The sequence below is a fragment of the Holtiella tumoricola genome, from assembly GCF_027857615.1.
GTDB classification, from domain to species: Bacteria; Bacillota; Clostridia; order Lachnospirales; family Cellulosilyticaceae; genus Holtiella; species Holtiella tumoricola.
Map to the genome: position 1 here is coordinate 370,857 of NZ_JAQIFT010000016.1, position 24,353 is coordinate 395,209.

The window sequence follows — 24,353 nt, forward strand, 5'->3', positions numbered from 1 at the left end:
ATAATACAAAAACGGAGGTCCCATAAACCTCCATTTTTTAACTTATAACCTCTTTATTACGTTTGTATACTACAATACCAATAATCATGGTCGGAATGACACCTATTACTAAAGCAAGTGATGATTTAAAAGGTGAATCTACTATATAATTATATACTGTTGGAAGAATCGCTAATACACTATAACAGATGATTAAATGAATCACCTTATTAAAAGTATTTTGATTTTGAACATACCACTGTGTTGCAACAAAAGCTATTATCATAGCGATCCCCATAACTCCAAAAGCCATTTTATCTTCCATACCTGCCATAATATCTACTTTTAAAATAAGCGCTAATACAATGCCTGATAAAGAAAAGCCTATGCCTGTTATCATCATTGCTAGACAAGCTGTTTTATACTTATCTGACACGAAACTTTTCTTAGTAGCCTTTTGAGTTCTTGTAACAAAATAAGAAAATAACAAAGTTTGTATGAGAATCTCTGGTGCTCCTTTTAAGTGGAATTCTAGAGGAAGTTGTGTGTAAATGATTCCTTCTATGGAACAAGGCGCAGGTCCAGGTGTATTAATAATACCTACAATAGCAAGGACTGCCCATAATTTTAAAGCACCATATTTCTTCCCTATAAAACTATCTTTGACTAAAAGCAAAACACACCCAAACAAAGCTCCTCTCACTATCTGTACCAAAGGTCCTATAACTGCACCTATCCCATATGCTGGTCGCATAAAGTACTTTGCATTACCTAATTCAAATAACCCTTCATAATTAAATATTGTAGAAAAAAACATTCCACACAAAATGTATGTGATCACATGTATCGCTGTTACTTTTCCAATAAACTTTAAATTTTGCTTCATTCTGATCTCCCCTTAACTTCTATTTAAAATCAATTTATTTATAAGTTAAGTATAAAGAAATCAGCTTTCTTATTTTAGTGTTAAAAGTCACCTTCTTCGTATGACTTTAGTCATATTCTTATATTTACTAGTAATTGATTAATTTTTTCACTAATTCGTCTACGCTCTTCGTATACCCATTTTTCATCAAAATCTAGCTTAAAACTTTTTGAAAAGGAATAATAAAGATTTACTTTCTGATAATAAGTTTCTAAAGAATTAAGGCCTCTTTCGCCCTCTGATGGTTTTGTAAGTGATGTCTCCTTTCTAATAAAATACTCTTCTACAAAATCAAGGAAAGTATCACATAATGCTTCATTGCCCACATCAAAAGGTAATTTCATAAGCCGCCACTGTTTACGTTCACTAAGTTGATATTTTTTGACTAACTCTAATATAATCAAATAATCCCTTACATCCATCTTACCATAAAGATTTGACTTTTCCTCTCTCGTTGCCCATAGTGCTAACTTTTCCTTAAGTGGTAACTCTTCTATTTTAAGCAAAGCCTCACTCGGACCAATAACAGCCTCTCGTATTGGTTCATCTTCGCATTGTATTCTCTCCTTAACAAAAGCATTTCTACCACATGATGCACTGACATAACCTACTTCATAAATGCCTTTTCGCCCTGCTCTTCCTGCTATTTGTTTGACCTCCTGAGAAGTTAAATACCTAACTTCATCACCGTCAAACTTCTTAATATCCATAAATACAATGCGTCTAATAGGTAAATTAACACCCATGCCTATAGCATCTGTTGAAACTAAGAGCTGATTTGTTTTGCTAATAAAGTCTTGATACTGAAGCTTCCTCACTTCTGGTGGCAAATCTCCATAAATGATACTGGTCTTCATTCCACGATCTTTATATCTTTTGGCAAGTTCTAATACACGTTTTTTAGAAAAAGTAATAAGGGCATCTCCTGGCATAACCCCTTGCAAATCAAAATACTGTTCTTCCACTTCAAGGGGTACATTTCTTACATAAGTCTTAATTTCTATATCATCTAGACAATCTTCTAGTATTTTAACAAGGATTGCTTCAGCATTTTTTGCACCACATACATGCAGTTCTTTACATTGTAATCCAAGTAATGCTCTTGTCCATGCTGCACCACGCTGAGCATCTCCTATCATCTGAATCTCATCTATAACAGCTACATCATATCGTTCTTCTATATGCAGCTTTTCAATTGTTGAACTAATATGATTTGCACCTTCAACGTCAATCTCTTCTTCACCAGTAAGCAAATTGCACTTTACCCCCTCATCATTAAGGCGTTCATAAATCTCTAACGCTAATATACGAAGTGGTGCAAGATAAATACCTTTTTTACTTTCCATAAGCCTTTGTAGAGCATGATAAGTTTTACCTGTATTTGTCTCTCCTAAATGAAGATATACTTTTCTCTTAATGGTACGTGTCAGTACATATTCATCCTTTGGATTGGCTGGAAAATGTGTTTCAAAAGCTTTTGCAACTTTTTTAGGAATATGGGTCTTCATCAGAATTGTAATAATGCCTGAATTCAAATACCCTTCCGGATTATCTGCTATGATTTCAGCAAGCTTATAATCTTGCTTATTTTTCACATTATAATCTTGTAGTAATCTTTCTGAAAGATCATCTAAAAGTTCTCTATAACCTTCATAAATATCATCAATTTCTTTTATACCACTGCCCCTCATCTGCCCTAGAACTTTTAATTTTTTACGGACTGCTGCTTCATGGCTCCAAAGCTGAGAAACTCTTGTATATGCCACAATTTCTTTAATTTGACCTAATTGTTGTTTTAGAATTTTAAATTCCTTGTCTGCCTGCTTGTTCTTTTTCATAAAAACAACCCCTGTTCATTGTCCTTATAAAGATTATTTTAAACTTATATATGCTTTTTATTTATAAATAGTTCTATCAATTAAACCCAATATTTAAAAAGTTGCTTGTCTTAAAACATATTCCTTAATTGACGTAGGTATTCCAATAAAAAAAGAGATTACCTAAGTAATCTCCTTTTTTTATTTTCATCTGATTTATTATTTTTGTTTATGTTCTTCAATTAATCTTTCAATCGTTTGTTTACATCTTGCACCATGACAAACACCTGTACCAGCACCTGTTTTTTCACCTACTGCCTCAAAGGTTATAGCACCTTCTTTAATAGCTTTTATAATCGTTTCTTCTGAAACACCTTTACATAAACATACGTTAGCCATTTTAAACCTCCTATTAGTATCTTATTTCTCCTTTATTTTATTACATATTTATTGTATTATACATTAAATATTTATTATTTGCTAATTTTGATAGTATATCTCTTGACTATCTTTTATCTACATGTTATTATATTTCCCACTTTAAATTTGCCTTTACAAGCTATCAGGAGAACTAAATGATAAATAATGATTATATATTAGAAATACTACAAAAAACTATCGATACACTTATGGAAAATAAAAATTCTATTCTTTCTATTTCAGAAACTTTAAAAACTGAATATGAACAAAAAAAACAAGAACTTACTACTCTACAAAAAGAACTCCCCTCCCTATTTCAATATACAAAAAAACTTAGACTTGCAGATCGACAATTACGCAACCAACTCTCTGTACTTTCTTCAGATTTTTCTATTGAAGGTCATAAAAAGTTACATGCTATTTTTCTACAAGCTAGTGAAATTCATGCTCAACTTCTAAAAGCTGAGGAATCCGAGTCCACTTTAGTAAGACGACGTGACTCCTTAGAATTAGATATTAAACGTAATCTCTCAACTATTGAAAATGCCGAAAATGTTGCAAGACAACTAATGGCTTCTCTATCTTATTTACAGACAAGCTTAATCACTATTAATGAAGAAAATAAGACTGATAATCAATATAGTATAGATGGATCTTTTAAGCAATATATCTCCTTTATTACTTGTATCGAAAACGAAAAACTTCGTATTGCAAGAGATTTACATGATGGACCCGCTCAACAAATTGCTAGTGCAAAAATGCACATAGATATATGTGAATCAGTAATAACCAAAGATTTGCACCAAGGCCTAAAATTCCTTTCTAATTTAAAAAGAGATTTATCTCAAACACTTATAGAAGTACGCCAAATTCTTTTTGACTTAAATCCTGCCCCTCTAGAGAAGATGGATTTTAAAGATGCATTAGAAAATATGATTTATTCTATTTTAGATATTGAAACTATGAACATCAGTTTTTTCTATAATATTGACTCCAATATGATTTCACTTAATATGCAAAAAACACTCTATCGCATAATGCAAGAACTGATTAATAATATAAAAAAACACTCCAAAGCTACACAAATCATACTTCGTATTTATACTGCTAATGATTTTATTTATATTAACTTAATGGATAATGGAATTGGTTTTGCTGTCCCAGATAATCTAGATACTTTTCATATTGCCAACAAATCTTATGGACTTAGTAATATCTCTACACGTATTGCAGAACTTGATGGAAAACTTATTATTAATAGTGATTCTACAAATGGTACTTCTTTCAAGATCCAAGTTCCCAATCATACTTTTTAGACATTTTAAAAGGCAAGAAGCGTTTCTAATTAGAAACACATCTTGCCTTTTTATTATGCTCAATATGTATTAACCTTGTACATCAACAAAAATAGGATTACTGTAGAACCATAAATCTGAATAGTTATGGTCGTTGATAGAATCTGCAGATGGTCTTTCTTTTACTTCATCTCTTAATGGATTCCCCATTTCATCAGTTTGGCCTTCTACATTTATGTCTAAATTGGTACCTCTTAATCTGTAATAACGATCTTTATCAGCTTTTACTGTAAATGTAAGCGTATTATATCCTTCTTCATCTGTAGTCCAATCTTCACTTGTAAATGTTTGAATGACTCTTGTAGTTTCATTGGTAGGATTTGTGTAGTCTTTGCTACTTTGACTCACTTTCCCTGTTACTTCACCGGAAATAAGATCAATATGGTCTACAGCCACCTTATTGGTTGTTTCTGTATCTGTTCCAAAAATAGTTTGATAGTTGTTTACCTCTGGACTTTTGAAACGAACTGTAATAGTCACTTCTTCACCTTTTTGAACTTTTAAGGTACTACCCATCTCCACTTTTTCTGTTTTTCCCTTTGCAGTAAAGTCTAAAGTATCAATTAAGTCACCTGTGACTGAAAATGATTTACCTGAACGTAAAGCATCTGCAAGGTCGTTCATTGTATCACCTTCTACCCATGTGTAGTTTCTTGAGTATTCGCCTGGCCAATATCCACTATATGATCCACCTGTAGGATCTTTTCTCACTTTAAAATGGAAATCTGAATTAGCAAAAGTGAAGAATCTTCTTCCTTCTCCAAGTAATGCATCCCACATACCACCTACTTCAGCTAACATACCATCTGCACCACCGTATACTTCTTTACTTTCACCTCTACCATCATTAGACATTTGATTTCCTAAAATACCTTCAAAACCAAATACAATATTTGGCGCAATATCGTTCATTTTACGGATATCCTCTATTTTAAGTTCTGCTTCTCCACCATCTTTACGTGCAGGGTGATTAATAAGTACATAGCTGTTTGGATAGTTATCTTTTAACCATTGTACTGCTCTAAATGTATTTTCTTTTGTATTTTCATTATGGCGCTCACCATATTTTTCTACATCTTCACTTGTAAAATAAGTATCTTTTGTTTCTTTACTAAAGAAATATTCAAAGGCTTTAATCCCCTCTATCATTTCTTCTTCGTTCGCTGCAACAATCCCTACTGCAGCATGATCAAGTCCTAGCATATCCCATTCAAATCCTGTAAAGATTAATTTACCTTCATATTTTCCTGTTGCTTGAAGTTCCTTGATCTTAGCAATCTGTTGCTGTAAACCTTGATAAAATGCAAGATCTTGCGCCCTACCATCTGGATTTCTAAAAGATGGTCTTAAGTGATCTGCAAGTACTAAGTAATCAAAAGCTGCTCCCTCTGCATCTGTTGTTTGTGTTGGAAGTTCCCAAGCTGCTGCCTTGCTCCAACCTTCTGCTTCAAGATCAATCTCCTTAAATGCTGCATCTAGTATATGTTCTGTTAGTGTAACCTTCTCGCCTGCATCTTTGGATTGAGTTGTATGAAGATGATATTCTCCACTCATCCATTGCCCATCTGTACCTTTTGCAAATAGTGACACTGCGCCTTGCATAATCATCATTGTTGCTAGTGACATTGCTACAACAAACTTTCTATTTTTAGTCATATTAATTCCTCCAGTAAATCATTCTAGTCTTATTTTGTCTGGGTGTATAATATGATATCTAAGTTAAGAATTTATAGGAATTAGGTTAAACTTACGTTAAGCACAAGTTAAAGTTTAGTCATCTTCTTCATTACTATCATCACCTTCTTCTTCTTCATTGCCATTATCTTTATCCTTTTCCTCTATCTCATCATCTTCTTTATCTTTGTCTTTTATTACATCTTCCTTGTCATTATCTTCTTTATCTTTATCCTTTTCCTTTATTACATCTTCCTTATCATCATCTTCTTTATCTTTATCCTTGTCCTTTATTTCATCTTCCTTATCATTATCTTCTTTATCTTTATCCTTATCCTTTATTTCATCTTCCTTATCATCATCTTCTTTATCTTTATCCTTGTCCTTTATTTCATCTTCCTTATCATCATCTTCTTTATCTTTATCCTTGTCTTTATTCTGATTATTTATCTTATCTTTTATGTTCGTACTTGCTCCATTACCTAAATGATTAAGATTATTCATTGCATCAACTACATCATTTTTTTCTATATCATCTTCTTCTTCTACATCATGCTCTACATCATCTCTCTCATCATCCCAGTCATCAGTCTGACTCTCCTCATCCATCTCTTCAATGTACTGGATTAGACTTGGTATATCCATATTTCTAAAATCAACATCTTCTGATTTTTCCTCTAACAAAATACCTGCGCTATAGCGCCCTAGACTTATTGAGTCCTTTTGTGAAAGTGTATACACTTGTTTATCACTAGGCAAGTAAACAATATGAGCATTTTTAAAGCTTTCTTCCATATAGACTGAAAGAAGTCCACCTAGATCAAGTGAGTTGCCTTTTAAGTCCGCATAGCTTACAAGAATAAAGTCTTCTACTGATTTAAACCCTTTGCGTTCCAACTCCTCACTTAATGTATTAAGTGCACGCTCTAAAGGCTGTCCCTTTAACCCTTTTAATTCTAACTTCATACTATCTTGATTTTTATCAATGATTTTCTTAACTACTCCTTGTTTATTAATTAAAAGCTCAATACTTGGATTGATATCCAATGATACAACTGCAACTGGAACCTGAATGGTATAAAAAATAGGAAGGAGTACAAGAAGAAAAGCTGCTGCCAATGCGACTAATGTACTTGGCTTACAAATACGCGGAGATGTATAAGTAATAATATCTTCATCTATAAAAAAGATTCCTTGTCCAACCTGCATATCTTCTTTTAATTGAATACGATGGAATTGCCCTCCCTTTTCCATAACAACCGCATAGGATGAGAAAATAGACATAATAACACCTTTTTTTAACATAATACACCTACTTTCTTATCCATAATTTTAGATTACGAAGATTTTTATCAAAAATAATAATCACCGTAATAATAAATTTTTTACTTCCTTTAAGGATTTTCTGAGTAATATTGTATTTAAGAGAAATCCTTGTTATGGGTAGCCGTTTTTTTAGGTACATCAAATCTACAAGAGGTTGATCTTTACTTACTTTTTCGCTAATATCAATAGCATTCGTACGCGTCTTTTCATGCTTAGGCGCTTCTGTACATAATGAAACTAAATCAAACTTAAAATCTTGTAAAACTGTTGTAAGCACCTGCACTTCTTCAGCTACTAGATCTACACCATCTAAAGTTGTCTCTAAATACTCCACTTTTAATTGTTCTATATTAATAGCTTGTTCTGTATCTAGTGAATCCAAAATTGCATGCTTCTTTTCGCTATTTAAGTAATTTAAAAGACGACTTCTAATAACCAATTGAGCAAATGGAAGAAAGTCTCCTTTATGAGCATCATATTTACAAATGGCCTCATAAAAAGAACTTAATCCAATACTAAATTCTTCATCATTTTCTATAGATACATAGCGATGTGTAATTGAGGATATAACCTTAACAATAAAGGGGATATAATCTTCAATCAAATCATCTGCATCAGTATAAATTTTATTATGTACACTAATATTGATCTGCATAAACTTCCTCACTTCTTCAAGAATAAAATATCTCCCTTATACTATAAAATACATTTCGTATTTTGTCATTTGGTACTCTTTTTTCTTAAATATATAAAAAAGCCTGAAATACCCTTCCATGAGTACTTCAGGCCTTTGCTCTATTTGTCTGCTCTTGCTGGCAGACCTTCATATAGGTAGATAACTAAGAAACCATCTGTAAAATAGTATTCTCCAAATTCATCTTCCTCAACTTTTCCTTCTAACCATTCTTGTTCATCTTCTTCAAAAATAGTAATATCTTCACCACCAACCCAATAAGTCTCTTGATCTAACCCAAAGTACCCTTGATCATTTCTGAAAAGCATACCTTCTTTCATTTTGTCACCTCATTTATAGTATAAATAGCTAAAGCTATTATAATACTAGAGTGCCCTTTTGGCTATATCTAAATTTCTTAACTTATATAACAACTTGTCTGAACTATTTTCACCAAGGTTTCTTAGCTTCTTGCCAAAGTCCTTTCACTAACTTCTTTCATTATCTATCTAAAAACAGTATGTTTAGTCTTTTTCATATTTAAACAAAACTGCTTATTCACTTTCAAATAATTATATTTGACAAATCTCTCCTCTATGAATTCCTCTCACTTTTGTATATCTAACTATTAACTTGTATCTTTGCATTATATACTCTATAAATAATTTTTAAATTATTATAGCATAAAAAGCTCTATTATTATTGAAATAGCATGCTATTCTAAATTGAATGTGTAAACGCAAAAAGGGCAGTTGTGAACTAATCTATTGAGTTCGCTACACAACTGTCCTTTTTCTATCTATTTAATATATCCTCTTTCTACTAAGAAATCATGTGCAACCTTTTCTGGTGCCTTTCCTTGTACATCTACCCTATAGTTAAGCTGCATCATATCCTGATCTGTAATTTGACCTGTTAAGGTCTCTAGGACTTTTTCAAGTTCAGGATATTTTATAAGTGTATCCTCTCTCACTAAAGGTACTGCATAATACGGAGCAAAAAAGTTTTTGTCATCTTCTAATACTACTAAATCAAACTCTTCAACTAGCCCATCCGTTTTAAAGACATCTATAACATCACTCTCTCCACTATCAATAGCACTATATCTTAAAGCACCATCTACTGCTTTAACTTCTTTAAAATTTAAATCATAAACTTCTTGAACTCCTATTAAACCATCTATTCTATTTGCAAATTCAATAGTTGTTCCTGCTATTAACTCTTTCTCAATAGCTTTCAAATCTGATATAGTTTTTAAATTATATTTTTCCTTAGTATCTGGTCTAACTGCAAGTGTATAAGTATTATTAAATCCTAACGTTGGTAAAGTTTCTATTCCAAACTTCTCTCTATATTGTTCTTTAACTCTAGTATACATTTCTTCAGGTGTGTTATAAATATTTTCTTCACCTAATACATTAAGTAGCATCGTCCCTGTATAATCTACATAGAGATCTATATCCCCCTTTTTTAGAGCTCCGAATGCTACCTGGGTACCTCCTAAATTTAATTTAGTCTCTACATTCAAATCCGTTTCTTCTTCAATCAGATAAGCTAACATAGAACCAACTATAAGTTGTTCCGTAAAGTTTTTAGAACCTATTACTATTGTATCTTTTCCTGTTGTTTTTACAAAATTTACCTTACCTAGTATTCCTACACTTAATCCTATAATTATTAATATTACTATTACGGTTTTAGGAGTTTTCTTTGAATTTTTAATAATCAACTCTCCATTGCTTCCTTTAATTCCATTAGGTGTTACACTTTTTTCTATTACTCCAATTACATAATCCATAAGTAATGCTAGAATAGCTGCTGGTATAGCTCCTAATAAAATTAAATGATTGTTAACCGTTTGAATTCCTGAAAATACTAAATAACCAAGACCACCTGCACCAACAAATGCCGCAATAGTCATCAGCCCTACAGCTGTAACAGATGCAATTCTAACCCCAGCCATAATAACTGGCATTGCCAAAGGAATTTTTATTTTTATTAAAATTTGTCTAGGTGTCATTCCAATTCCTTTTGCTGCTTCTATAGTATCAGGATTAATATTCATCAATGCAGTATACGTATTTTTTACAATTGGTAAGATAGAGTATAAAATAACCATTATAATAGCTGGCTTTGCACCAATACCCACTATGGGTATTAGAAAACCTAAAATCGCCAATGAAGGTATAGATTGCATCAGATTCGCTACTCCTATAACTATGCTAGCCATTTTTTTATTTTTAGTAATAAAAATCCCTAAACAAACACCTATAAGTACACTCATTATAATTGCAACAGCTGTTAGTTGAATATGCTCTATACATAATAAAAATAGCTCTTCTTTCTTCATAATTAATGTATTTATAAATTCTTGCATCTACTCATCTCCCTTTTCTATAAATTGTGAACCAAGCAGTGACAGCAAACTACTTCTTGTAATAAGTCCTTTCAATCTATCCTCCTCATCAACAATAGCCAAATACCCCAATTGTGTATTACTAAACTGATCTACTACATCTATTAGCGTACCGTTCTCATCTATAGTGGGAACATCACTACTCATTACTTGTTCTATAGTTAATTGCCCATGTTCTATTTTCTTCATTTTACTTAGACCTACATAGCCTAATAGAACTTTATCTTTATCCACCACTAATAATCCATCTATTTTCTTTTCTCTCATAGTTTCCATAGCCTGTAGAACTGTTCTTTTTTTACTAATGGTACCTGGATTTGCAATTGCGGCATCAATAGGTTTTATAAGCGCTGGATTGTTCCATATTTTTCCTTTTCCTATAAATTGCTCAACATATTCTCCATTAGGATGTTTTAATATATTTTCAGGTGTATCATACTGTAGAATCTTCCCATTTCTTAAAATACATATTTTGTCTGCCAACTTAATGGCTTCATCCATGTCATGAGTTACAAATACAATTGTCTTATTAAATTCTTCTTGTATATTTAATAATTGATCTTGTAAATCTGACCTGGTCATAGGGTCTAGGGCAGAAAATGGTTCATCCATTAAAATAATTTCTGGATCCGTAATCAAAGCTCTAGCTACTCCTACTCTTTGTTGCTGGCCTCCCGATAGCTGAGCTGGATATCTATCTATAAATATCTTTGGATCTAATCCTACTAATTCTAATAACGCTTTAGTTTTAGCTTCTAAAAATTCTCCCCTCTTCCCCAACAATTGAGGAATAATCTGTATATTTTCTTTTATAGTCATATGTGGAAATAAACCATGTTGCTGAATTACATATCCTATCTTTCTTCTTAATTCAATTGGATCCCAAGTTCCTATATCTGTCCCATTAACGAGTATTTGTCCTTCAGATAACTTTATTAATCTGTTAATCATCTTAAGAAGTGTTGTTTTTCCTGATCCACTTTCACCAATTAATGCAACAATATTTCCTTTTTCAATTTTTAAATTAAATCCATCAATAACCGTTGTTCCTTTGTACTTTTTACATACATCTATAAATTCTATCATTCATATCCCCCTTCTTACAACTTTATATTTTTGTTAAGTTTTCAGTTTTAACAATTTAATGTTAATCTAAAGTTGTCAGTTTGTCAAATCATTTCCCGCTCTTAGATACGTCACCTATAGTATTCTCCACAAAATATGCTATACTACTTATAAATAAATATATATAATTTAAAAGAGGAATTTTTATGAGTAAACCAAATATACCTAGATATACTAGTATCGCTATTGATATCGCACATAATATCTTGAATGATACTTATGCTGTAGGTGAGAAAATCAAGGGCCGTTCTACCCTGTCTAGCAAATACAGCGTATCTCCTGAAACTATTAGAAAATCTATTTTTCTTTTAAGAGATATGGATGTAGTAGAAGTAAATGAGAAAAGTGGAATTGTTATTAAGTCTAAAGATATGGCTTATATGTTTATTGAAAAGTATGATACACAAATTAATATTAATTTACTTCATCAAAAGATACTCGATCTTCAAAAACAAAAAAATGAGTTAGAATTACAAATTAATTTGCACCTTAATACAATTTTAGAATATACCCTTAAATACGAACGCACCCTCTCTTTAAATGCTCCTGAAGATTTAAGTGATCATATTGATACAATTAAATTAACATTAAGTGAGGAAGATTTTGTAATTGGTAAAAGCATTAGTGAAACTCAATTTTTCAAATATACTCATGCTACTATTGTATCTATTACTAAACAAAATGAACGTATTCTCTCACCAGGTCCATTTCATGTATTCCAACCAAATGATATTCTTAATATCGTCTGTGATGAAACACATATTGAAGTTGCTAAATCTTTTATAAAATTCGGTCCACATACATGTAATTAAAGACAAAAAGAGTAATAGATGCCTTTTATTGCATCTATTACTCTTTTTGTCTTTAATCCTATTCTAACTTAAAATATTTTATGTTCTCTTTTCAATACATTATCCTACAATGAGGCTTACAACTGGTAAACCTACAATAATAGTTACAAGTAATGTAACTATACAAAATACGGTCGCATACTTATAAATATCTTTGGCAGATAGCCACTGGCTATTCCCATGCAAAATTGCACCTACTGGTGAACTTGATGGTGTAATCATTGCAATACACGTGATAAAGAATACAAGAATAGCAATTGGTAAACTTGATGTATTCATTTGCTGTGTAAAGAGATAGAATATTGGTATCATAAGCATACCAATTACCATGTTGTTGCAAAGATTTGTAAGTACAAAGCTTATCACAATCATTAAAATTGTAAAGACTAATATACTCTTGCCTTCAAAAATAGGTTGAGTAATTTGTTCGAGTAATGGAATGATTCCCGTGCCTTCTGCTGTTAATGCATTTCCTATACAAATAGCTGATGCTACAATGAGTATAACTGACCATGCTGCATACTTAGAGATAACCTTTTGAAAATGAATAATGGGTTCTCCCTCTATTTTTAATGCGCACCCAAGTGCTACAAGTAAAATCGCTATACCATTTTGCATATTATTCATGAAGTCACGCACGACACCTTGTGGTAAAATAGATGGCATAAGTACCCATATCATATAGAAAACTAATGCACCAAGAAGAATCATTTGTTTCTTTGTAAGAGGTTGTAGTGGCTCTTTATTAAGTTGCTCATAATTAATATTTTTAATAGCTGAAATATCTGGTCTTAAAATATATTTAATTACAACAACCATGGCTAAAATAGAGACCAACGAAAGAATCACTGCAACTACCATATATGGAAAGTAGTCGATGCTTGTTCCAGTTATATTTGCATAGTTATTGAACATGGCTGGCAAAGCTCCTTTATAAGGAGTTGTTGCAAACCCAAGTGTCCCTGCCATTGCTACACTTATTAATAAAATCTTTACGTACGCATCTTCCTTTTTTAGTTTGAATTGTTCAAACATACTATAAAGAATTGGATACAATAAGAATAATGATGAGGTTACAAGAGTCATTACACTTAAAACATAAGAGGCTACTAAAATCATTGTTGTAAATACCCAAGGTCTTCCATTATTGATTTTACGTGTAAGGAACCACTTTGCAACATAATCACAAAGTCCTGCTTCTGAGATAGCCCCTGTTAAAATCATAATATAAAGAATCATATTTACCAGCGGATTACCTAAAGCTGTAGTAATAGCTTTATCAACTGGCATGTAACCTGATATACCTAGTAAAATAATCCCGATTAAACTAGGCCATATGGTATCAATAAACATCCATGCATAAATAACACTGAACAAAATCCCTAGAATTCTCATCCCCAATGGCGTTACCGGTGCAATAGGTGGCATTAACCAAAATACTAAAAGAATGATTGCGCTGATTATTACATGTAAACCATAAGTACTTTTTATCTTTTGACTGCTCATATTTCTTCCCTTTCCTTGTTTGTTATATTTATAACATTTCTTTGTTATAAATATAACACTCTTACAACAAGAGAAATATAGCATATGCTATACTTTTATAGATTATATTTGATATAATTTATTTATAAAGTCCGATATTTTTCAACTAAGGAGCATACATCATGAGTTCATTATCCAAGGAATGCTTTAAGCAACTTTATTCAAGCGGTACAATTATGGAAATCCCTAAAGGACATTGCTTTACAACAGAAAGCTATGGTACTAATTCTGTTTATTGTCTTCTAGATGGTATCTGTGCACTCATTCGCTATACCAAATGTGGTAAAGAAATTATTTATTATTACTTTCAAGAAGGTGATATTATCGGATGTGTACGTTTTCATGCTGTTGAAAGCAAACAAGACCAACCTATTCACCATACTGTTAATTATCATGTCTATGCTAAAACAGATTGCACTATTTCTAGATTGAGTTTCAATAAAGTTGCTGAGCTTATGGATTCTAATATAGAAATTGCTCGCTATTTTAATTTTTCCTTATCTAATCATTATCTCTCTATCCTCAACCATCTACATTCTTCTAAAGAATGTGATACAACTGAGCGTCTTGCCCATCTTCTCATTGAGTTAGCTATTTATAAAAACGGCGCTTATATCGTCGATAAACACTTTACTTATGTAGAAATGGCTAAATACCTGGGCGTTCATTATGTTACTGTTTCGCGTATTATGGCTAACTTCAAACAACTTGGCCTTATTACAAAATCCGGTCATAATACAATTATTGAAGATATAAAAACATTGACTACTATGGCAAGTCCTGCTAATCAAGGTTCTGAAAATATTATATTATAACTCTAAGACCTCCTGTTATAAAAAAAGCCCCCTATATTTTAATCGAAAATATAGGGGGCTTTCTAATTATTTTATACTCTTAATACGTTACACGATTTCTACCCTTTTGTTTGGATTGATACATTTTTTCATCTGCACTTTTAAATAAATTTTGCGCTTTATCATTAAAACTAATACCTATACTTATGGTTACATTTAATGATTGATCCCATCTGAGGGCTTCTACTTTCTCTCTTAACTCATGCCCTAGTTGTATTATTTTATTGTGATCCACATTTCTACTTAATATACAAAATTCCTCTCCACCATATCTAAAGACTTGTGTTCCAGGTATCAAGTTTTTTTCTAACAGCTGTGCAACTGTCTTTAAGACATGATCGCCATAGGCATGTCCATAGTTATCATTAATCATTTTAAAATAATCAATATCAATAACCAAAATACCTATCAAGCCCTTCTTATCTAACATTTTCTTGTAGGTTTCATCAAATTTACCTCTATTATAAATTTGCGTTAAACTATCTCTTGCATTTTGTCTAGCTAAACGTTTAAGAATAACCCCTATAATACCTGTTGCAACAACCGCTACAATACCTATAATAATATTTTTAAACATGTTAGTACGCAGTCTATCTGCATATTCTAAGTATCTAAAATTATCTTCATATCTACTTAGAATAAACTTTACTGTTTTTTCATTTTTGCTTTTTATAAGTTCATCATATTTTCTAAGCAATATCTTTTCTAGATTATCTAATATTTCTTTTGTCTCTTCTTGATCTTCTTCTACATAAAGCGAGTGAATTTGTTCTATAATATGTGTCATATGATTAATTTGAATATCTGTAGCTCCTTCTTGTTCACAAATTTCAAAAAGCCTATATCCCATATCCAACGCTTCATCTAAATAACCTTCATATAAGTCAACTTTAATTCTCATCCCTAAGTAAGGTATAAGCAAATTGGAAATATCTGTATTCTTTTCTATGTCAAGTTGTATTTCATCTAAGATTCTCTTTGTTTCTTCTACCTTCTCCTGATAAAAAAGTGCTCTTGATGTTACTATTTTTCTTATCAACATTTTCATTTCATATTCATTGTCATTCCTATTTACAAACTCATAGGATTTATTGATACATTCAATAGCTTCATCACTTCTATTAACTTTAGAATAAATATCTGCTAAATTAATATAACCATACTCTTTCACTCTTGCATCTTTAATTGGGTCTGTAATCGGCATTTCTAACGCTTGTACAATAAGATTTTCCGCAAATTCTGTCCCTCCAAGTTCAGCACATACATTGGCTATATCTATAAGACTTTTAGCTATCCTAAACTTATCTTTATTATGCTCTGATACTTTAAGTGATTGCACTGCATATTCTAAGCCTATATTATATTCATAGTCTTGAAAATAAATCAGAGATATTTGATTTAAAAGCCTAGCCTTACTCTCTTCACCTATATAGACTAATTCATTTAGTAAGCCAATTAATCGTTCTCTTTCTTGAACTCTTTCCTCTTTTGTAGCTAGTGACAAATATGCTGTCTCCTTAGCCAAAATCTTCTCATCTTGGAATTGATTTATCCTTATTTTAACTTCAAAAGCGCCTACAATAATTGCTAATATTATAATATTGATACCTATATATTTAAGATATTTTTTATTCATTTATTGTTCTCCCTAGGTGGAATTGCCTATCGTTAATCGCAATAAAAAATTATATACCTTAATGAGTAAATAGTCCATAATAATTATTATCTTTTAAAATAATCTTCTATAAATCCAAAGTCCTATCACTTCATCTCTATATTTATATTATTGTAGTTAAGTAATGTATCTTTCATAGAAAGAAGGTCTATAGAATGGATAAAAATCAAGTAGCTCTAATACTACCTATATAACAAATACATCTTAAATAAAAATGTTATATAAAAAAGTAGCAAGGTCCATCACTTATTTGTGATCCACCTTGCTACTTTTATTTAGATACTCTCTTGTTTTTCTTTTGGAATCAAACAAGCTGCAATTAAGGATACCATTGGTACTGTTAGAATAACACCCAAACTTCCTGTGACTCCTTGTAAGATTTCAATACCTATATCGTACATATTCATTACTTGGTGATACTGCATACTATAGGCATAAATAAAGATCAATGTATTAATAGAGCCACCTGTAAAGGCAAGGATAAGTGTATTAGACATGGTTCCCATCATATCTCTTCCTACACGCATCCCTGATTTAAAAAGTTCTTTCCTATCTAATATAGGATTTTGAATATAAATCTCTTGTATAGTCGAAGCAATAGACATACTTACATCCATAACAGCGCCTAAAGAAGAAATAAGTATACCTGAAAACAATAATCCTGATACCTGTAAATCTGTCACACTACTGATAAACACCAATTCTTCAATATCCCCTACATTATTACCTGAAATATGGGTCAGTGCTCCAAAGAGTGTAGCAAATACGCCTGCTATTACTACACCTCCTATCGTTCCTAATATTGCCGATAAAGTTTTATACGTTGTACCTCCTATTAAGTACAGGCTGACTATTGTGGTTAAAATAACAACGATAACCGCTGACCAAAATGGTGAATAACCTTTATATAACATAGGTATATAAAGAAAAATAATACATATAAAAGTAAAAATTAATCCCATTACAGAGTTCAGCCCTCTGCGTCCTCCAATAATCCAAATACTTCCTATGAATAATACCACAATCAAATACAGCATATTTTCTCTATCATAATTATAGACTGAAGCCACTACTATATCTTGATATACACTTACTTGTGCAATAACACGTAAGCCTACTGTACAGTCTGCGCCATATAAGTAACCTGAAAAACTTGTGGCTTCTACAATATCTCCCTTTTTATCCCCTGTTAGAAGTTTAAGCTTTACAATTTGTTGCCCCATTCTGGAGCCATCTTCTTGTAAATTATCTTTTACAACCTCAACAACCTTTGCCTTTTCAAATGTTCTTCCTGATGTATTAGATAACTCTACCTTTTCAGCTTGATTAAATTGATATAAAAAAAGAGCAAATATAATAATCAATACACCTACAATCCACTGTCTATACTTCATCCTATCTCCTTCGTCCATCCCATAAACAAAGGGAATGTTTCGCAACATCCCCTTCATGTTTTATTTTATGCTTTATTTGCTTACACTTTTCTTTTTATTTACAAAGATTACACCTAATGCACCTATTCCAAGGATAGATACTAAGCTAAGTAATAAATCACTTACTCTATAACCTGTTTGTGGTAATTTTTCATCTTCAGCTTTTTCTACAAATATAACTTCATTACCAGCCGCCGCTGTCTCTGCTACAGTACCACTTACTGTTGATACATTGTTCGCCTTATTGTCTGTTGCTATTGCCTTTTTAGATGCTTGTGTTTTTACAATGGAGAATGTATTATCAATCTTTTCCATTGTATCTGTACGGTAAGTATCAATTGTAAAACGGTCTTTTGTAATATCTACAATAGAGAATGTTGGCACATTTTCTTGCCATCTAGCCGCTACATATGCTTGTTGCTTTTCTACTAATCCATAGTATTTACTACCTGTTGATGAGTTTGCAGTCATATATAAAATTCCCTGTGGATCCACTACTTCTCCACTTGCATTCGTTACATTTACCGCTTTAGCATCTTCAACACTTGCTAAATAGTTAGTGTATTTATCATCAATAGCAACTTCGCCTTCAAAGTATGCATCAAATTCATCTTCTGTAATCATAGTACTTTGATCTAACTTCCCACCTTCTAAAAGGAAAGTTCTTGAATACGTATGGTCATGCCCTGTTAAAACCACATCAATATTATTGGCTTCAAAGATTGGAATTAAGCTATAACGAAGGTTAACGATTTCTGGCTCATTCGAATGTTCGCCAGAACCATAAATATCTTGGTGAAGTGTTACAATACGCCATGATGTATCTGAACTTTCTTTAACAGCTTGTTCAATAAAAGCTTGATGCTCTGCAACATTTAAGTTGTTTGTATTAAGATTAATAAAAAGTGCTTCCCCGTAAGAGAAGTAGTAATCTCCACCTGCATGAGTAAAGCCTAAATCACTTGCATTTGGATTGTTGAAGTGATATGTATAGTTACTGCTTAATGCGTCATGGTTCCCTACAGTTGTTGCTACTGGAAGAGATTTAAGAGCATCTGCACTTAAGTAACCTGCATATTCAATTTCATTTCCTGTGTAAAGAGGATCTTTGTTTTTCTTATCTCTTGTTTGGATTTGATCCCCAGCTGATAGGACAAAACTTGCATTTGGACGAATTGCTAAAGCACTATTAATTGTATTACTCCAGTTGAAGCTATCATTTCTTGTTGCTAAATCTTGACCTTGTTCTTCTTCACTGCCTGTTGCTGCATTTCCACTTGAAGAACCAATTTGTGGATCCCCTACATAGATAAAGCTAAATTGTTGTGGATTTTGAGCTTTATAAGAAATAGCTTCTGTCCATACACCATTTTTTGTATAACTATAGTAGTAAGTTGAATTTGGTTTTAAATCTTTTGCTATTGCTTTATTTGATTCATGCCCTTCAACTGCTGAAGTTGTAGTAACCTTTAACTCTTTTGCATCACTTAAGTCTGCTTTTTGACCTATTTTAATCTTTAGTTGTGCATCCCCAATTTTGCTGTACCAACCAAAGTTAAGTTCTGTTTCATTTTTCCCTGGTGTTAAAGACATTTGCGTCCAATCATTTTTAATATTTTCCCATTCATTACACCATTGTTCCCATGCACCATTTTTAGCTGCTTCTGTTTGTGTTGCTTCTGTCCAAGCATCATTGCTTGCTGCAAATGTATTAACCGCTCCACCTCCAAGCATTGCTGTTACTAAAGCGAACGCGATTAGTCTTTTTCTAGTTTTTAAGTTTCTCATATTGCCTCCCGGTATTTGCACCACTTTATCTGTATAATACGTTTTATCTAAAACCTATTATAATCATCCCAGTGTTTACTTCAAGGCAATTAACGGACCCTTAACTCATTTAACATAATTTTAATATTCAAAAACATATTCTGTATCATAAGGTAACGTCTCTAATAACTTCGCTGTTACTACTATTCGATGAGTTGGATTAAACGCTGGCTCACAACTTGTTAATGTAACACATAGACCTTCTTTACGATAAACAACGCTCCAGTCATTTTCTTCTACCATTTGGGTTGTATCATATATGTATTTATAAATTGTATTCTCATATATAAGATATAGAAGATCCCCTTCCTTCAACTGATCAATATCTAGAAAGCCTCCTCTTTTTTTAATACGATGTGAAGCAATACTTACATTTGCTCCTTCTTCACTTGGCAATTGTGCATATTCATATAAGCATGGACCATTCTTTAATGTATCCTCATCTGTTTTATCATAGACAGGTTCATCTATCTCCAATACAGGAATTTTCAATTGCATCGTTTCTGTTTCATATGCCTGCCTTGTTGGTGTGATAAAAAGTTGATCATAAGGTAACGTAAAAGCTACTAGCTCTTCAGCCTCTAACTCTTGTTCAACAGGCTCCACTACCTCTACTATATTATCTTTTTCTACTTCATTGTCTATAAGTGCTTGTGCAGCTACTTTTTGTTGCCTGGTTTCTAAATTTCTAGAACCACATACCATCAACACTGCAATGCATCCTATCCCTAATAACTTCTTACCTGTATTCATATTCTTTATTTCCTTTACCTATTCCTTACTCTAATTATATCTAATTTTATACTATATCAGAAAACTATACAAAAATACAGAGTATAGCTCTATTCTTACTCTAGACTATACTCCATATCATTTTATCTTATCTTCTACTTTCACTTTGTGTTAAAAGCTGATGACCTAATCTAATCACAAATTCTGCATTGTCTTCTACTAACTTTGTTATCTTTTCATCCTTATAAACTTTATTGTGTATAGATAAATGTTGACCAAGAAGGGCAGAATGAATGATTGTTTCTCGGATAATATGAGTGTTTTCTTCATGCTTTAGGCTTCTAAGTGCTTCTTTTTCTAACTTAGTATTAAGTCTATCTATTTTCTCAACCAGTTCATTGATACCATCTTTCAATTTGAAAGGTTTAACCCTTGCACTAAGTTCAACAATCCCTATTCCTACCAATAAATAGATTAATCTATAAAAGATTAGACTATTTATACCTGTACCGAAAGAGGATAGACACATCGAAATAACTGTTAAGAAGAAAGACATACGATAATAGTCCTTAAATGTGTATACCCCATAAAACCCTAATACAACTAGAAGTGCTGATATCCATTCGATATCAACAATATTAATAATCACTCCAACGATAAGGCAGGCAAGTAAATTACTTTTCACCCTATCCGACTTACGTTGCATAGTATCCTCATAGTAAGGCCTTGTTGTAGACATAATAGGGATAATTGCCCAAATAATTTTATAAAATCCTAATTGATGTGCGAGTAATAACGTAATGGTCAAGATAATAGCAAGTCGTACTGCAAAGTTAACACGCATACTCTTAGGATTAAGTGCATTTTGGAAGTCGTCATAGAGTTGATTTAGACTCGTTCTTTCCCATTCTCCATATACTGTATTTTTCTTTTTATAATCTATTTCATCTAACTCTACAAAGTTCTTATATAAGGCTTCTAAAATTTCCATAACTTCTGCTCCAAAGCCATAATGAATTGGCCCTAGCTCTACAGCATTCTTAAGTACTTGTATAATTTCATCTCTTTTAATCTCATACTTAAAATATCTATTAATAGTTTCTGTAATACTGATTAATGCTAAAAGTTGCCTCTTTCCAAACTCTCCTCTAGCGTACTCTCTATCAATACTTTCTAATAGAACATTAAAATAACTAATATTCATATAAAAATGAAACTGTATTTTTCCTTGCTGAGTTGTAAAGTAGCGCCTGTAACCTGTTCTATAGATTGTATGGGCAACCTCATTCATTGCCGTTCTACAGGCTACACTTAATGCATGGTCAAAACGTCTTTCTAAAATATTGTGAAGTTGTTCATCAATCATCTCCCATCCCTTACCAATATTAGAATCTAAAAGAGCCTTATTACGCAATTGGTAAACAAGGCTACTTATAAGTACACATCCCATTGCGAAAACAACTAAAAAAAGTCGACCAGGAAGTTCGCTTAAAGTAATATAACTATATTGGCAAAAGACATAAAGCATCATAAAAGTTTTATAAGAAATTTGATCATATGGTGATACTAAACTAAAGATAATGATAAATATAGCTATTAGGTTAAGTGGAATACCCCACCACATATTTTGGCTTGCTATAAAGGCCATACATACAATAATTACATCTCGTACAAGCAGACGCAAAATCTTTTGTACGGTCTTAACACGTAAGTTTTCTTTTTCATAGATGTTAGCACCTAGTACAATGACGAAAGCAATCATCATATTTTCTTTTCCAAACAAAAGACCTGCTATAAAAGTAATGATTAGACCCACAGTGCCTTTTCTAAAAACATCTCTATAATTAATCTTTTCTTTTACTTTCCACTGTTGTAACATCTTGTTCCTTCCCACTTTTTGTATTTTACTCCTTAGTGTGGTTTGAAAACATATAGCTTATTCGTTATAAAAAACTTTTTAATCTATCATTAAACCTCTAGTTTAAAAACCCCCATACCTAGTTTTTCTAGCTATGAGGGTTTATTAGTTACTTATTCTAATGTTCTATTACACCTGATTTTCCTAATTGTTTAGAGAATCGCTGTAAGAAAGCGTTGGCTTTTTTCTTTAATAATGCACCCATAAATAAGGATAAAACAAAGAAAAATGCAAGTACAATCATATCTGCTACAAGTGTAGGGGAGTAAACGCCTGCAACAGCTTCCCTCATCCCACTAATACCATACGTAAATGGTAAGAGGTCATGAATTCTTTGGAAGAATTCTGGTGTAACTTGGATAGGGAATGTACCTCCAGATCCTGCAATCTGTAATACTAATAAAATAACGCCTATTGCTTTACCAACATTTCCAAAGAGAGACACAAGTGTATACACAATAGCTGTAAACACCATACTATAGAACATAGCCAAGCATACAAATAATACTGGATGCTGTGCCTCTACCCCTAGTACCACTATATCACCAAGACCTGCAATAAAGCCTTGTAGTATGGCTAATGTAGTGAATAAGAGATATTTCCCAAAGTATTCTTGTACCGGTGTATATTCAAAATCTGCATTTTTCGCTTTTGTACTTAATAGTGCACAAAGTAATAATGCACCTACCCATAGGCAAAGTGTTGTATAGAATGGTGTCATACTTGCACCATAGTTTGCCATTGGATAAAGCTTATGTGTATTAAGAATAACAGGCGCTGCTAAGAAATCACTCTTATTACTGTTATCTCCTGTAAGTTCATTGATTAATTCTCTAATATCTACCTTTTCATCAAGTTCTTTTAACTTATCTACTATTTTATTAATGCTATCTTCAACATTTGGTATATGTCCCTTAACTTCATTAATATCATCAACAAATACTTCACTCTTATCTTGTAAACGGGTACCAAAGTCTCTTAAGTAATCTAATTCATTTCTAACATTATCAAGTAATACAGTCACATCTCCTACAAATCCAGAGACACTGTTTATTTGCTCTTTAAGCTTAGCAATTAAATCTGAATCTAATAAGTCAATAGTGTGTTCTAAGGAAGCTTGAATATTATAAGTAAGCTGAGAAATATTTTGTAACATTTCTTCTAATACCACTTTATCTTCTATAACATTTCCTAGTTCACCAAGTCGTCGTTCTAACTCAGCTAAGTTCTTACTTGTAGTTCCTAACTTATCTTGAATCTTTTCAGACTCTTTATGAGAAGCTTTTGTCATTTTCTTTGAAATTTCTTCTACTTTATCTTGTACCTTGTCAATATTTACAAGCATTTTATCTATTTTAACTTGAGCACCTTCAGATACACTGACTACAATATTTTTGATGCCATTTGTACCCGCTCCTACTTCACGCATAAGTTGTTCTGCTGCTGTTAACTTACCTGTAATATTGTCAGTTAACATATTTAACTGCACGCGAAGATTCCCTATTGTATTACTTAAATTTCTACTTTCAGCTCTTAGATTATTTAGGTTTTCTTCTACTCGATCTGGGTTATTGGGAGCTGCATTTATTGCATTTAGGCTTCTTTCCATATCATCTAAAGCATATCTCGTATCACCTAAAAATTCTTCATTATTACTTATATCTTCTTTAGCTTCACGTACTAAAGCTAAACTTTCATTGACACCATCTACCAAATCGCCACTTACATTGTTATCACTATCTGTATTGCTATCTCCTACAGTATTACTGTCTTCTCCAGTATTACTGCCTCCTCCGGTATTACTGTCT

19 protein-coding genes are annotated in these 24,353 nt (G+C 32.1%); 3 read left to right on the forward strand and 16 right to left on the reverse strand.

Translation table 11 applies throughout. The features are described 5' to 3' along the window. Positions 1–37: 37 nt before the first annotated feature. The 3 genes from PBV87_RS05200 to PBV87_RS05210 all read right to left on the reverse strand — a co-directional run bounded on the left by PBV87_RS05200 (position 38) and on the right by PBV87_RS05210 (position 3,120). Entirely contained in the window at positions 38–865 is an 828-nt protein-coding gene (locus tag PBV87_RS05200) for a hypothetical protein (protein WP_053984454.1), read from the reverse strand. Between the two features lie 110 nt (positions 866–975). Further along, a complete protein-coding gene (locus PBV87_RS05205; protein WP_271011390.1) occupies positions 976–2,742 on the reverse strand; it encodes a helicase-related protein in 1,767 nt (588 codons plus the stop codon). Positions 2,743–2,940: 198 nt separating this feature from the next. After that, on the reverse strand, positions 2,941–3,120 hold the full coding sequence (locus PBV87_RS05210; RefSeq protein WP_053984456.1) for a (2Fe-2S)-binding protein: 180 nt from the start codon (positions 3,118–3,120) through the stop codon (positions 2,941–2,943). 176 nt (positions 3,121–3,296) lie between these two features. Here PBV87_RS05210 and PBV87_RS05215 point away from each other — a divergent pair, with 176 nt between their 5' ends. After that, on the forward strand, positions 3,297–4,457 hold the full coding sequence (locus tag PBV87_RS05215) for a sensor histidine kinase (protein ID WP_271011391.1): 1,161 nt from the start codon (positions 3,297–3,299) through the stop codon (positions 4,455–4,457). 69 nt (positions 4,458–4,526) lie between these two features. Here PBV87_RS05215 and PBV87_RS05220 read toward each other — a convergent pair whose 3' ends face one another. From PBV87_RS05220 to PBV87_RS05245, 6 genes are all read right to left on the reverse strand, one after another. Continuing rightward, positions 4,527–6,152, reverse strand: a complete 1,626-nt coding sequence (locus tag PBV87_RS05220; RefSeq protein WP_271011392.1) for a CehA/McbA family metallohydrolase domain-containing protein — start codon at positions 6,150–6,152, stop codon at positions 4,527–4,529. Between the two features lie 114 nt (positions 6,153–6,266). Further along, entirely contained in the window at positions 6,267–7,475 is a 1,209-nt protein-coding gene (locus tag PBV87_RS05225) for an anti-sigma factor domain-containing protein (RefSeq protein WP_271011393.1), read from the reverse strand. A 7-nt stretch (positions 7,476–7,482) separates the two neighbouring features. Continuing rightward, positions 7,483–8,151, reverse strand: coding sequence for a sigma factor (locus PBV87_RS05230; protein ID WP_271011394.1), 669 nt, complete (start codon positions 8,149–8,151; stop codon positions 7,483–7,485). 140 nt (positions 8,152–8,291) lie between these two features. Beyond that, the gene (locus PBV87_RS05235; RefSeq protein WP_053984461.1) at positions 8,292–8,510 is read right to left on the reverse strand and encodes a DUF5348 domain-containing protein; all 219 of its coding nucleotides are present in this window, start codon (positions 8,508–8,510) and stop codon (positions 8,292–8,294) included. A 458-nt stretch (positions 8,511–8,968) separates the two neighbouring features. Then, a complete protein-coding gene (locus PBV87_RS05240; protein WP_271011395.1) occupies positions 8,969–10,546 on the reverse strand; it encodes an ABC transporter permease/substrate-binding protein in 1,578 nt (525 codons plus the stop codon). Then, positions 10,547–11,671: an ABC transporter ATP-binding protein gene (locus PBV87_RS05245; RefSeq protein WP_271011396.1), complete on the reverse strand. Its 1,125-nt coding sequence runs from the start codon at positions 11,669–11,671 to the stop codon at positions 10,547–10,549. A 185-nt stretch (positions 11,672–11,856) separates the two neighbouring features. Between PBV87_RS05245 and PBV87_RS05250 the strand changes: the two genes are divergently transcribed. Beyond that, complete coding sequence (locus tag PBV87_RS05250) at positions 11,857–12,522, forward strand: GntR family transcriptional regulator (RefSeq protein ID WP_053984464.1); 666 nt, start codon at positions 11,857–11,859, stop codon at positions 12,520–12,522. A gap of 99 nt (positions 12,523–12,621) precedes the next feature. Here PBV87_RS05250 and PBV87_RS05255 read toward each other — a convergent pair whose 3' ends face one another. Beyond that, positions 12,622–14,067: an SLC13 family permease gene (locus PBV87_RS05255; RefSeq protein ID WP_271011397.1), complete on the reverse strand. Its 1,446-nt coding sequence runs from the start codon at positions 14,065–14,067 to the stop codon at positions 12,622–12,624. Between the two features lie 161 nt (positions 14,068–14,228). Here PBV87_RS05255 and PBV87_RS05260 point away from each other — a divergent pair, with 161 nt between their 5' ends. After that, positions 14,229–14,921, forward strand: a complete 693-nt coding sequence (locus PBV87_RS05260) for a Crp/Fnr family transcriptional regulator (protein WP_271011398.1) — start codon at positions 14,229–14,231, stop codon at positions 14,919–14,921. 79 nt (positions 14,922–15,000) lie between these two features. Here the strand turns inward: PBV87_RS05260 and PBV87_RS05265 are convergent, their stop codons facing one another. The 6 genes from PBV87_RS05265 to PBV87_RS05290 all read right to left on the reverse strand — a co-directional run. Beyond that, complete coding sequence (locus PBV87_RS05265; RefSeq protein WP_271011399.1) at positions 15,001–16,596, reverse strand: GGDEF domain-containing protein; 1,596 nt, start codon at positions 16,594–16,596, stop codon at positions 15,001–15,003. 314 nt (positions 16,597–16,910) lie between these two features. Further along, positions 16,911–18,047 (reverse strand): YibE/F family protein, encoded by a 1,137-nt coding sequence (locus PBV87_RS05270; RefSeq protein WP_271011400.1) that lies wholly within the window; start codon positions 18,045–18,047, stop codon positions 16,911–16,913. Between the two features lie 54 nt (positions 18,048–18,101). Then, positions 18,102–19,856, reverse strand: coding sequence for a metallophosphoesterase (locus PBV87_RS05275; protein ID WP_271011401.1), 1,755 nt, complete (start codon positions 19,854–19,856; stop codon positions 18,102–18,104). 120 nt (positions 19,857–19,976) lie between these two features. Then, on the reverse strand, positions 19,977–20,648 hold the full coding sequence (locus tag PBV87_RS05280) for a sortase (protein ID WP_271011402.1): 672 nt from the start codon (positions 20,646–20,648) through the stop codon (positions 19,977–19,979). Positions 20,649–20,775: 127 nt separating this feature from the next. Beyond that, positions 20,776–22,506, reverse strand: coding sequence for an FUSC family protein (locus PBV87_RS05285; protein ID WP_271011403.1), 1,731 nt, complete (start codon positions 22,504–22,506; stop codon positions 20,776–20,778). 157 nt (positions 22,507–22,663) lie between these two features. Then, the coding region (locus tag PBV87_RS05290; RefSeq protein WP_271011404.1) for a YhgE/Pip family protein at positions 22,664–24,353 on the reverse strand (1,690 nt) is incomplete at its 5' end.